10 protein-coding genes are annotated in these 12,237 nt (G+C 50.5%); all 10 read left to right on the top strand.

The window, feature by feature from the left end; translation table 11 throughout:
* The first annotated feature begins 24 nt into the window (after nucleotides 1–24).
* The 10 genes from prfB to AC58P7_RS20295 all read left to right on the top strand — a co-directional run bounded on the left by prfB (nucleotide 25) and on the right by AC58P7_RS20295 (nucleotide 12,236).
* Nucleotides 25–1,138 (top strand): peptide chain release factor 2 gene (gene prfB, locus AC58P7_RS20340; RefSeq protein ID WP_497346064.1). Its coding sequence is split into 2 segments (ribosomal slippage): nucleotides 25–96 and nucleotides 98–1,138, totalling 1,113 coding nucleotides; the frame shifts between segments, so codons are not numbered across the junction.
* Between the two features lie 140 nt (nucleotides 1,139–1,278).
* Nucleotides 1,279–2,148 (top strand): YitT family protein, encoded by an 870-nt coding sequence (locus AC58P7_RS20335; RefSeq protein WP_497346062.1) that lies wholly within the window; start codon nucleotides 1,279–1,281, stop codon nucleotides 2,146–2,148.
* A 477-nt stretch (nucleotides 2,149–2,625) separates the two neighbouring features.
* Nucleotides 2,626–3,675 carry an N-acetyl-gamma-glutamyl-phosphate reductase gene (gene argC, locus AC58P7_RS20330; protein ID WP_497346060.1) on the top strand — a complete coding sequence of 350 codons (1,050 nt, stop codon included), beginning with the start codon at nucleotides 2,626–2,628 and terminating at the stop codon, nucleotides 3,673–3,675.
* Between the two features lie 31 nt (nucleotides 3,676–3,706).
* On the top strand, nucleotides 3,707–4,933 hold the full coding sequence (gene argJ, locus AC58P7_RS20325) for a bifunctional glutamate N-acetyltransferase/amino-acid acetyltransferase ArgJ (protein WP_497346058.1): 1,227 nt from the start codon (nucleotides 3,707–3,709) through the stop codon (nucleotides 4,931–4,933).
* Nucleotides 4,914–5,738 (top strand): acetylglutamate kinase, encoded by an 825-nt coding sequence (gene argB, locus AC58P7_RS20320; protein WP_497346056.1) that lies wholly within the window; start codon nucleotides 4,914–4,916, stop codon nucleotides 5,736–5,738. The genes argJ and argB overlap by 20 nt, the downstream gene beginning before the upstream one ends.
* 27 nt (nucleotides 5,739–5,765) lie before the next feature.
* Nucleotides 5,766–6,962, top strand: coding sequence for an acetylornithine transaminase (argD, locus tag AC58P7_RS20315; protein ID WP_497346054.1), 1,197 nt, complete (start codon nucleotides 5,766–5,768; stop codon nucleotides 6,960–6,962).
* Nucleotides 6,963–6,992: 30 nt separating this feature from the next.
* The gene (gene argF, locus AC58P7_RS20310) at nucleotides 6,993–7,952 is read left to right on the top strand and encodes an ornithine carbamoyltransferase (protein ID WP_497346052.1); all 960 of its coding nucleotides are present in this window, start codon (nucleotides 6,993–6,995) and stop codon (nucleotides 7,950–7,952) included.
* A 39-nt stretch (nucleotides 7,953–7,991) separates the two neighbouring features.
* Nucleotides 7,992–9,230, top strand: coding sequence for an argininosuccinate synthase (locus tag AC58P7_RS20305; protein WP_497346050.1), 1,239 nt, complete (start codon nucleotides 7,992–7,994; stop codon nucleotides 9,228–9,230).
* A gap of 144 nt (nucleotides 9,231–9,374) precedes the next feature.
* The gene (gene argH / locus AC58P7_RS20300) at nucleotides 9,375–10,790 is read left to right on the top strand and encodes an argininosuccinate lyase (protein ID WP_497346048.1); all 1,416 of its coding nucleotides are present in this window, start codon (nucleotides 9,375–9,377) and stop codon (nucleotides 10,788–10,790) included.
* A gap of 402 nt (nucleotides 10,791–11,192) precedes the next feature.
* Entirely contained in the window at nucleotides 11,193–12,236 is a 1,044-nt protein-coding gene (locus AC58P7_RS20295; RefSeq protein WP_497346046.1) for an HD-GYP domain-containing protein, read from the top strand.
* Nucleotide 12,237: the final 1 nt, after the last annotated feature.

The following is a 12,237-nucleotide window of genomic DNA, read 5'->3' as shown; positions in this document are numbered from 1 at the left end:
AGAAGAATAAACGAGGTGTAAGACATGCTAGAACCAGAAGTGAAACAAGACTTAAGAGAAACAGCGAAGCGACTAACCGAATTACGGGGGTCTCTTTGACTTAGATCATAAGTTAGAAGCGATTGGCGATTTTGAGGAAAAAATGGGCGCACCGGACTTCTGGGACGATAACGAGCGTGCCCAGAAGACCATCGCGGACCTCAACGTAATTAAGAGTGTCGTTGAAGAGTTCCAAGGCTTCACGAACGCGTTCGAGGACATTCAGGTTATGGTCGAACTCGAAGAAGAGGAGAACGATGAAGGCCTCGTGAAAGACATCGAAGCAGGCATCGCGGCACTCATCAAGAAGCTCGAATCCTTCGAGCTCGGCTTGCTCCTCAATCAGCCGTATGACCGGCTGAATGCCATCCTTGAGCTGCACCCAGGTGCCGGCGGCACCGAGTCGCAGGACTGGGCAGAGATGCTGCTGCGCATGTACCGCCGCTGGGCGGAGAAGCGGGGCTACAAAGTCGAGGTACTCGACTATTTGCCCGGCGACGAAGCTGGCGTGAAGAGTGTCACGCTGCAGATCACAGGCTTCAACGCCTATGGCTACTTGAAGGCTGAGAAGGGCGTGCATCGTCTCGTGCGCATTTCGCCGTTTGACGCTTCTGGCCGTCGTCACACCTCTTTTGCATCATGTGATGTGATGCCAGAGATCGAAGACGACACTGACGTGGGCGAGATCCGCTCCGAGGATCTCAAGATCGATACGTACCGCGCAAGCGGTGCCGGCGGTCAGCATATTAACACCACGGACTCGGCTGTGCGGATAACGCACATCCCGACTGGCGTCGTGGTGAGCTGTCAGCAAGAGCGCTCGCAGATCAAGAACCGCGAGAAAGCGATGAAGATGCTTCGCTCCAAGCTCTATGAGCGGAAGATCGAAGAGCAATTGAAGCACCTTGCTGAGATTCGCGGCGAGCAGTCGGATATTGCGTGGGGCAGCCAAATCCGCTCCTACGTCTTCCATCCTTACAGCATGGTGAAGGATCACAGAACCTCGGCAGAGACCGGTAACGTTGGAGCGGTCATGGACGGCGATCTAGATACCTTCATCGATGCGTACCTGCGTCATCAAATTCGGAAGCCAGAGTAATAGGGCCTACAACACCACACGAAATCATGCATGCCGAACAAGCTGATTTGCGGGGCTGTGCATGTATCACGTCATAAACGTTGATCCTACACCTAATAGGTGTAGGATTTTTCATGTAAACGAACGAAGGAGGACCACGTGTGTCCAGAAGAGAACCGCGAATACAGATCGGAAGTAAGGGCCATACCGTATTCGAATATATATTGCTGTTAGTTGGATCGCTAATTATGGCGGCGAGCTTTAACAGCTTTCTGAACCCCAACCAAATTGCAACTGGAGGGGTATCAGGGATTTCTACCATTTTGCAGAAAGTCACCAACATAAACCCCGCGTACACACAGTGGGCGCTGAACATTCCTATTTTACTATTAGCACTTTGGCTGCTTGGGAAGAAGTTCGGCATCAAAGCCGTTGTGGGCTCGATTATTTTCCCTTTCTGTGTACTGATAACGAGTCATTTAGGTGTACCTACACATAACCCACTGTTGGCTGCTGTGTATGGAGGTATGGGTGTGGGCCTTGGTCTGGGTATCGTCTTCAAAGGACGTGGCTCCACAGGTGGACTCGGGCTTGCAGCGCAAATGCTGCACAAATACTCAGGTCTAAGTCTAGGCTTCTCGGTCGCTATCTTCGATGGCCTCGTTATCATCAGCTCTGCGGTGGTGTTTACCCCTGAGAATGCTCTCTACGGGATGATCGGTTTATTCGTGACGACGAAGACCATCGATATCGTGCAGCTCGGCTTCAACTATGCCAAAGTGGCCTTTATCATTTCGGATCATACGGATGCCATTCGTAAGGCGATTTTGTACGATTTGGATCGCGGCTTAACAGAGCTTAGCGGCTCAGGCGGATTTACGGGAGAATCGCGGACGGTCATGATGGTGGTCGTGAAACAGAATGAGGTCAGTCGGTTGAAAACACTGGTACAATCGGTGGACCCGCAGGCTTTTGTTATTTTGAGCGAAACGAATGAGGTATTGGGAGAAGGATTTAAGCGGCACGCGTAGCGAAGGAGCATCAGTTTTCAGCGAGGATGATCGGAATTATCAGGACTTTCAGGATGTATGTTGCCTGATGGTCTTTTTTGAATTGTGGATAAGTTGTTGGCAAACTGTGCATAATCCCAGTGTTTATCCACACTACGCACACAGATATGTGCATAACTAAGAGAGTTGAAACATAATTTGCCTTCTCACTCCTGAGTTTGGGATAATGGTTAAGTTGGGATGGAGATGGCGACGGAAGTACTAGGCCATGTTTTATGCACATCTAACGTAATTTCATTGCATATTGTGCATATGAACGAATATAGTCAGACTATTCTGTGAATATAAATTTCCGCATTTTATGTCTAAAAAAGCCTTGAAATGCCTTGCTGGAGAGCGAATTCAGCCCAACGGAACACGCAAAAAAATTCATTGAATTATTATGTATACGAATGTATAATAATACATATATTTTCGGAACATCGGGAGGGAATTCGAATGAGTCAGAGCATAAGAGCGGCTATTATTGGAGCTACAGGATACGGTGGTGCGGAGTTGATTCGTCTTTTGCAGGCGCATCCACATGTTCACATTACATCTGTTATATCAACATCGAACGCAGGAGCGCCTTTGGCGGAGCATTTTCCACACTTGCAGGAAGTGATTGTGGATATCCTCGATGTCCTCGATGTTGATCTGATCGCAGGTAAAGCGGATGTTGTGTTCTTGGCAACACCAGCGGGTGTGAGCGCAGAGCTTTCGCCGAAGTTGTTGGCAGCAGGCCTGAAGGTCATTGATATTTCGGGTGATTTGAGATTGAAGTCTGCAAGCGACTATGAAAAATGGTACAAAAAGCCGGCCGCTTCCGAAGAAGCTTTGGCTCGTTCGATCTACGGTCTGTCCGAAGTGTTCGGAGACGAAGTGAAGGGCAGTGATCTGATCGCGAACCCAGGCTGTTATCCAACAGCGACGCTGCTAGGTCTTATTCCTGCGGTGGAAGCGGGATGGATCGATCCGTCCACGATTATCATTGATGCGAAGTCGGGTGTATCCGGTGCGGGTCGCGGATTGAGCTTAGGCGCACATTATTCCGAAGTGAATGAGAATTTATCGGCTTACAAAATAAATAAACACCAACACATCCCGGAAATCGAGCAAGCGCTGAGCCGCATTGCAGGGAAACCGGTTGTGACGACGTTTACGACGCACCTTGTGCCAATGACGCGTGGGATTATGGCTACGATGTATGCCACGTTAACAGGTGAACATACAGCTGAAGAGTTCATCGAAAAGTATCGTCAGTACTATGAAGGCCGTAAGTTCGTAAGGATTCGCCCGTTAGGAAAGTATCCTTCAACGAAGGAAGTAACAGGTTCGAATTTCTGTGATATCGGCTTCGCAGTTGATGAGCGTACAGGACGTGTAACCATCGTGTCAGTGATCGACAATGTCGTGAAGGGCGCTGCAGGTCAAGCGATCCAGAATTTAAATATTATGCAAGGCTGGGACGAAACGACAGGGTTGTTGTTCGCACCGGTATATCCATAACTAGAAGATGAGGATAGGTGAGCCTACGACCATGTCGGACCAAGTTAGCTTTACTGTCGTGCCAGAGGGCACAGTGACAACACCGAAGGGTTTTCGTGCAGGCGGACTGCACTGCGGATTGAAGAAGACGGAGCGCTATGATCTTGGCGCGATCATCTGTGATGTACCAGCAACAGCGGCAGGCGTTTATACGCTGAACGCGTTCCAAGCGGCACCGCTGCGCGTGACGCAAGAAAGCATCGCCCACAGCGGTAAGCTGCAGGCGATGATCGTGAACAGCGGCAACGCCAACGCGTGCACTGGCCAGCAAGGCGAGGACGACGCTCGCGCAATGCGTGCGGCTAGTGCGAAGGCACTGGGCGTGGCGGAGCACCACGTCGGCGTAACGAGCACAGGCGTCATCGGCGAGCTTCTGCCGATGGGCAAAGTGCTGAGCGGCATCGAGCAGCTGCCAGCGAAGCTTAAGCTAGACGGAGGCGAAGACTTCTGCCAGTCGATCCTGACAACGGATCTCGTACAGAAGATGACGTGCGTCCGTGTTGTGGTTGGCGGCAAAGAGGTTTACATTGCCGGGGCAGCTAAAGGTTCGGGGATGATTCACCCGAACATGGCTACGATGCTCGGTTTCATGACAACCGACGTCGCGATTGAGAGCGAATACCTGCAGCTATTGCTAAGCAGGATTACAGATAATACGTTCAACATGATTACCGTTGACGGAGACACAAGCACCAACGACATGGTCGTGGTGATGGCAAGCGGTTTGGCCGGCGGCGACTCCCTGCATCCGGGACACCCGGATTGGGATGCTTTCGCAGCAGGGTTCCAGTACGTTGGCGAATACCTCGCCAAAGCGATTGCGCGTGACGGCGAGGGAGCGACGAAGCTGATCGAGACGACGGTAATCGGCGCAGAGAGCGACGATGCGGCTCGTAAGATCGTGAAGTCGATCATCGGATCGAGCCTCGTGAAGTCCGCCGTTTACGGCGCTGACGCGAACTGGGGCCGGATCATTGCGGCTGTCGGTTACTCAGGTCAGCCGGTGAACGTGAACACGGTCGATATTCGCCTCGGCGATATCGCAGTGCTTTCGCAGTCGCGTCCGGTGAAGTTCGATGAGGAAGCGGCACTGGCTTATTTGAAAACAGATACGATTCAAATTCATGTGAATTTACATATGGGTGAAGGCAAAGCAACAGGCTGGGGCTGCGACTTGACCTATGATTATGTGCGAATTAATGCGGCTTATCGAACGTAAAGGGGAAAGAGCAGTGAAGAACAATTGCTTTGTGATGAAATGCGGAGGTAGCACGCTTGCGGCGCTGCCTAGTAGTTTTTTTGAAGATATGCGTCAGCTTCAATCAGAGGGAATCGTAACGGTCATCGTGCATGGTGGAGGTCCTGCCATTTCGGAGACGTTAGGTAAGCTGGGCATCGAGTCTGGCTTCGTGAACGGACTACGGGTAACGAATGAATCGGTGCTCGACGTGGTGGAAATGGTGCTATCCGGTCAGATTAACAAAGAAATCGTTCGGCGTATTCAGTTGACGGGTGCGAAGGCACTTGGTTTGTCCGGTGTGGATGGACATTTGATCGAAGCGAAACCTGTAGCTAACAGTCATGAGGTTGGCCTTGTTGGCGATGTAACCAAGGTCAATGCGGAGCTGATTCAGGGAATCGTTGGCATGGGCTACATCCCCGTTATCGCACCTGTTGGTCTTGGTGCAGATGGCGGACAAAGGTATAACATTAACGCCGATACGGCGGCTGGTGCTGTGGCTTCTCACCTTGGTGTGGAGCAAATGGTTGTTGTGACGGATGTTCCCGGCATTATGAAGGTCGTGGATGGCGAGAAGAAAGTGCTTCCTGTCGTCAGCGTAGCGGAGATTGAAGAGATGATCACAAGCGGCGACATCTATGGCGGCATGATCCCAAAAGTTCGTGCAGCGATTGCTTGTATACAAGGGCAAGTGCAGGAAGTTGTTATCGTGAACGGCTCGGAGCCGAACGTGTTAAGCAAAGTGCTGAAAGGCGAAGGCATCGGTACACGCATTGTAAGGTAATCAGAAACCCATAAGGAGGGAATGTACATGACAGAACAAGGGAAAAGCTCGTTGTTTCCAACCTACGCCAGATATCCAATCACGCTAGTAAAAGGTGAGGGCAGCCGACTGTGGGATGACACAGGCAAGGAATACATCGATATGATGAGCGGTATTGCCGTTGCGAACCTCGGGCATGCACCGCAAGCCGTGAAGGAGAAATTGATCGAGCAGCTGGATCAGCTGTGGCATGTGAGCAATCTTTTTCATATTCCGAATCAAGAGAAGTTGGCTGGTTTATTGACGGACAACAGCTGTGCGGATCATGTGTTTTTCTGTTCCACGGGGGCAGAAGCGAATGAGGCGGCGATTAAGATTGCGCGTCGCTACTCGCAAAAGGTGCTGAACAACGGTCGTTACGAGATTATCACGTTCAACATGTCCTTTCATGGGCGTACGATTGCTACATTAACAGCTACCGGTCAGGACAAAGTAAAGGAAGGCTTCCTTCCGCTTCCAGAAGGCTTCGTCTATGCCGATTATAACGATATCGAGTCTGTCCGCAGTCTTGTGAACGATCGTACGTGTGCGGTCATGCTTGAATTCGTGCAAGGGGAAGGCGGCGTATTGCCAGCTGATCCTGAATTCGTGAAGCAGCTAGCTGAGCTATGCAAGGAGCATAATCTACTCCTGATCGCGGATGAAATCCAGACGGGCGTAGGACGTACAGGTAAGCTTTTTGCCTATGAGCATTATGGCGTAGAGCCTGATATTTTCACATTAGCTAAAGGTCTTGGCGGCGGGTTCCCGATTGGTGCGATGCTGGGCAAAGCATTCTTGGCGGAAGCGTTCAGCGCGGGTAGTCATGGTTCCACATTCGGTGGCACACCGATTGCAACAGCGGCGGGTCATGCGGCCCTAAACACGATTATTACGAATGAATTGCCGGAGCGTGCAGCCAAGTTAGGCGAGTACACGGTGAATAAGTTAGAGAGCAAGTTGGCGGGCAATCCGCTGATCAAGAGTATTCGTGGTATTGGCCTTCTTATTGGGATCGAATGTACACAGCCAGCGGGCGAAATCATTAGTGAGATCCACAAGCAAGGCGTGCTGGTCATTCCAGCAGGACCTAACGTGATTCGTTTAGTGCCGGCGTTAACTATACCGCAAGAAGATTTGGATCAGGCGTTAGATGTGGTGTGCGGTGTCCTCTCCCAGAAGGCATCAACCATCAGCGGCGTCTAACCGAAGTTTATCGAAGAGAGGTTGGATTACATGAATAGCATGGTCAAGGAAGAACTGGCTGCCCAGTTGAAGGGCAAGGATTTTCTTGCTTTGGTTGATTATACAGCGGAAGAAATCGAATATTTGATTCACTATGGTATCGAGCTGAAGCGCAAGCAGAAAGCGAGAGAGCCGCATGCCGTACTAGCGGGTAAAACGCTGGGCATGATTTTTGAGAAGTCGTCGACGCGTACGCGTGTGTCTTTTGAAGTGGGGATGTACCAATTGGGAGGGCAAGCGCTTTTCCTAAGCAAAAATGATCTGCAGCTGGGCCGCGGAGAGACGGTATGGGATACCGCTCAAACCCTGTCCCGTTATTTAGACGGGATCATGATTCGTACCTACGAGCACCGCAAGGTAATCGATCTGGCGCGCGGAGCGACAGTGCCTGTCATTAACGGCTTAACCGATCATGCGCACCCTTGCCAGGTGATGGCGGATTATCAGACGGTTTTGGAGAAAAAAGGTCGCCTGAGAGGCATTAAAGTCGCCTACATTGGCGATGGCAACAACATGGTGCACTCCCTCATGATGGGGGCTAGCAAGCTGGGGATGGATTTCGCGATCGCTTCACCAGAGGGCTATGAAGCGGATAAAGAAGTGATCCGTCAATCCAAGGAAAACGCGGCCGAAACAGGCGGAAGCCTGCTCGTTACCCGCGATCCACGCGAAGCTGTTGAGAATGCGGACATCATCTACACGGATGTATGGGCTAGCATGGGCCAAGAAGCGGAGCAGCAAGAGCGGGAAATCGCGTTCAAAAACTTCCAAGTGAACGAAGCTTTGGTGAAATATGCGAAGCAGGATTACTTGTTTATGCACTGCTTACCTGCACATCGTGGGGAAGAAGTGAGTGAAGGCGTCATCGATGGCGGGCATTCCATTATTTTCGACCAAGCAGAGAATCGTCTTCATGCGCAAAAGGCCATTATGGCCGCGACAATGATATAAATTTCAAATGAGAGTGTAGAAACGGAGCGAAAAGTAGACATGGCTAAGGAAAAAATCGTACTCGCATATTCAGGCGGCTTGGATACATCAGTTATCCTCAAATGGTTAAAAGAAACTTACGACGCAGAAATCATTGCTTTCACAGCGGATATCGGGCAAAAGGATGAGCTGGACGGCTTGGAGGAAAAAGCGCTCGCAACTGGCGCATCCAAAATCTACATCGACGATCTACGCGCTGAGTTCGCGAAAGATTTCATCAACCCGATGTTCCAAGCGGGTGCTCTGTATGAAGGACAATACCTGCTCGGCACGAGCATTGCGCGTCCTTTGATCGCGAAGCGTATGGTTGAGATCGCTCGCGCTGAAGGCGCAACAGCGATTGCCCACGGCGCTACGGGCAAAGGTAACGACCAAGTGCGCTTCGAGCTAACTGCAGCGGCGCTTGCGCCTGAGCTGTCCGTGATCGCGCCTTGGCGTTTGGAAGAATTCCGCGAGCAGTTCCCAGGTCGCGCAGAGATGATCGCTTACGCGGAGAAGCACAACATTCCGGTAACGGCATCCGCAGCGAAGCCTTATTCAACAGACCGTAACCTCTTGCACATCTCCTTCGAGAGCGGCATGTTGGAAGATCCATGGTTCGATGCAGCAGCTGACGACAACAAAGGCATGTACGTGCTGAGCGTTGCGCCAGAAGACGCACCAGATCAAGCGGAATACATTGAGCTTGAGTTTGCTGCCGGCGATTGCGTAGCGATCAACGGAGCGAAGCTTTCCCCACTTCAAGTGATGGAAACGTTGAATGAAATTGGTGGTAAACACGGGATTGGCCGTGTAGACATGGTTGAGAACCGTTTCGTCGGCATGAAGAGCCGCGGTGTGTACGAAACTCCGGGCGGTACGATTCTGTTCACCGCTCACCGCAAAATGGAATCCCTCACGATGGATCGCGACGTTATGCATCTGCGTGATTCTTTGATTACGAAATATGCATCCCTTGTTTACAATGGCTTCTGGTTCGCACCTGAGCGTTTGGCGATTCAAGCTCTTGTGTCCGAGAGCCAAAAGAACGTATCCGGTACAGTTCGTCTGAAATTGTACAAAGGTAACGTAATGGGCGCTGGCGTGAAAAGCCCAGTATCCCTATACAACCCGGATATCGCGACAATGGAAGCTGATCCAACGAAAGCTTACGATCAAGGTGACGCAACAGGCTTTATCCGCTTGAATGCGCTGCGCTTGAAAGTAGGTTCCGGCGTGGAACAAAACGCGAAGAAGTAATTCCATTGCAGCGATTACATCACATACATGATGTTCGTTGTCAATTATAGCTGCTCAGCCGTGGGCTTTCCCTTCGTGGAAAGCCTTTGGGCTATCCATAAGGTTGTCTCATAAGGTAGGTTAATACGAGAGGGGTCATGCACGGTGTCTAAGCTTTGGGGTGGACGTTTCACGAAGAAAACCGACCAATTGGTCGAAGAATATACCGCATCCATTACATTCGACAAAGAGCTTGCCGAGGAAGATATTGAAGGCAGCTTGGCGCACGTAACGATGCTGGGCAAATGCGGGATTCTTCCTGCTGACGATGTGGAGAAAATCAAAGACGGCTTGCTGTCTGTGCAAGGCATGATTCGCCGCGGCGAGCTGGAGTACACGATTCAGAATGAAGATATTCACATGAATATCGAGAAAACCTTGATCGACCTGATCGGTCCTGTCGGCGGTAAGCTGCATACGGGCCGCAGCCGTAATGATCAGGTTGCGACGGACATGCATCTCTACCTGCGTAAGCGCGTGGTTGAGTTCGTTGGCTTGCTGATCAAGCTGCAAGAAGCTTTGCTTGAGAAAGCCAAGGCTAATCTCGATACGATTATCCCAGGGTATACGCATCTGCAGCGTGCGCAGCCGATCCTGTTCGCGCACCATCTGATGGCCTACGTCAGCATGTTCCAGCGTGACCTTGAGCGCTTGCAGGACAGCTACAAGCGCGTAGACATGCTGCCGCTCGGCGCTGGCGCGCTCGCGGGCACGACCTTCCCGATCGACCGCCATTTCGTGGCGGAGCAGCTCGGGTTCGGACGCGTGTATGAGAACTCCTTGGATGCAGTCAGCGACCGCGATTTCATCCTGGAGTTCCTCTCCAATGCGTCCATGATCATGATGCACCTTTCTCGCTTCAGCGAGGAAATGGTGCTCTGGTCTTCGACCGAGTTCGCGTTCATCGAACTCGATGATGCATTCTGCACCGGCAGCTCGATCATGCCGCAGAAGAAGAACCCGGACGTGGCGGAGCTCGTCCGTGGTAAGACCGGCCGCGTCTATGGCAACTTGTTCGGTCTCATGACCGTACTCAAGTCGCTGCCGCTGGCGTACAACAAGGACATGCAGGAAGACAAAGAAGGCATGTTCGATACGGTTCGTACCCTGCAAGGTGCGTTGCAATTGTTTGCACCGATGGTGTCAACGATGAAAGTGAACACAGATCGCATGCGTCAAGCTGTGAACCAAGATTTCTCGAACGCTACGGATATCGCAGATTACCTGGTGAACAAAGGTCTTCCTTTCCGCCAAGCGCACGAAGTCATCGGCAAGACGGTTCTCTATTGCATCCAAAACAAAAAATACTTGCTCGACATGAGCATCGAGGAGTTCAAAACGTTCTCCGCGCTTTTCGAGTCCGATATTTATGCGGTGCTTCAGCCAGAGCAAGTCGTGAATGCTCGTAATGTCTACGGCGGAACGGCAAGCAATCAAGTGAGCGAGGCCATTGGTCGCGCGGAGCAAGTGCTGGCAGAGTCGCAGTCGTGGTTGCATGACTTTTTAGAGAAAAGTAAATAAGCTTATTTTCAAAAAAATAACGTATCTCTTAAATAAAGAAGCTCTTCCCATCATCCATGATGGTAATTTCCCTGTCTACTTAAAGGGGAAATTACCATGTAGGATGCTTGAGAAGAGCTTTTTTTTTGCACTGACTTTTATATTTTAAATTGCTGAATGACATTCTGCAGCTGGGCGGCATCTCATTTAAGTTTTTAACCGAAGCTGCGATACCGTCGATGCTGGATAGCTGCGTTTCGGTCAAAATTTCTCCGACAAAATATTACAATTTACGGAAATAAACGCTTATTTCAGCCTGTTTTATGACTTATATCGACATTTCAACATCACACAGCATGATATATATGGTAAAATATACATACGACTTATGCTTGAATAGCAAGGATGGAATGAGGTACATACATGGATAAAATTTGGATGCAAAGCGCTAGTTTTCTGATTATCGACGATCAGGCGTACAATATCAGCCTGCTAGAACGAATACTGAGCCGTGCAGGTTTTTCCAATTTACACTGTACGACGGATCCCAAACAGCTAGAATCCCTGTTTGACAAGGTTAAACCCGATATTATTTTATTAGATCTGCATATGCCTGAAATGGATGGATTTGCTGCGTTGAGGCTTTTGAAGGAACGGGTGGAGGAAGGTCATTTTCTACCAATCTTAGTGCTTACAGCCGATGTGACGCAGGAGGCCAAGAAAGAAGCGCTGCACCTGGGTGCGCATGATTTCCTTACGAAGCCATTAGATAAAACAGAAGTGGTATTACGGATTAATAACTTACTAAAAACAAGGTTTTATCATAGACAGCTGCAAGACCAGAATCAACTTCTGGAGCAACGTGTTCAGGAACGGACCGCCAAGTTGGAACAAGCGAAGCTGGAAATCTTGCAATTGCTTGGACGGACCTCTGAATTCCGTGATGATCAGACGGGACAGCATACGCAGCGTGTAGGTCAAATGGCGAAGGAGATTGCTTCTTCTCTAGGGCTGCCCGAGCACGAGGCAGAGCTCATCGAGCGTGCCACGCCTTTGCACGATCTTGGAAAGCTCGGCATCCCTGATGATATTTTATTAAAGCCCGGAAGATTCACCCTTGAAGAGTTCGAGCAGATGAAAACTCATACGACGATAGGTGCCAGTATACTCGAGGGAAGTCAATTCCCGGATTTGCAGTTGGCGCATACGATTGCCCTATCCCACCATGAGAAGTGGGATGGAACGGGTTACCCGAACGGATTAAGCGGCGAAGCCATTCCGCTTGCAGGACGCATTGTGGCGCTTGCTGACTTCTATGATGCATTGACACATGAGCGCCCCTATAAACGGGCATGGTCGGCCGAGGAAGCTTTGACAGAAATTCAGAAGCAGCGTGGAATGCATTTTGACCCCCAAGTCGTGGATGCTTTCATGCACATCGTAGGGAGAGAGAACAATTCTAAATAGA

This window comes from Paenibacillus sp. J22FR5 (genome assembly GCF_059691975.1).
Note: the sequence above shows the minus strand (reverse complement) of the source record. Positions and strands in the feature narration are given on the sequence as shown.

Excerpts from the sequence above, each read along its gene's own strand:
- argC (WP_497346060.1), top strand. The coding sequence starts at position 2,626 with ATGAGTCAGAGCATAAGAGCGGCTATTATTGGAGCTACAGGATACGGT.
- argJ (WP_497346058.1), top strand. The coding sequence starts at position 3,707 with ATGTCGGACCAAGTTAGCTTTACTGTCGTGCCAGAGGGCACAGTGACA.
- argB (WP_497346056.1), top strand. The coding sequence starts at position 4,914 with ATGCGGCTTATCGAACGTAAAGGGGAAAGAGCAGTGAAGAACAATTGC.
- argD (WP_497346054.1), top strand. The coding sequence starts at position 5,766 with ATGACAGAACAAGGGAAAAGCTCGTTGTTTCCAACCTACGCCAGATAT.
- argF (WP_497346052.1), top strand. The coding sequence starts at position 6,993 with ATGAATAGCATGGTCAAGGAAGAACTGGCTGCCCAGTTGAAGGGCAAG.
- AC58P7_RS20305 (WP_497346050.1), top strand. The coding sequence starts at position 7,992 with ATGGCTAAGGAAAAAATCGTACTCGCATATTCAGGCGGCTTGGATACA.
- AC58P7_RS20295 (WP_497346046.1), top strand. The coding sequence starts at position 11,193 with ATGGATAAAATTTGGATGCAAAGCGCTAGTTTTCTGATTATCGACGAT.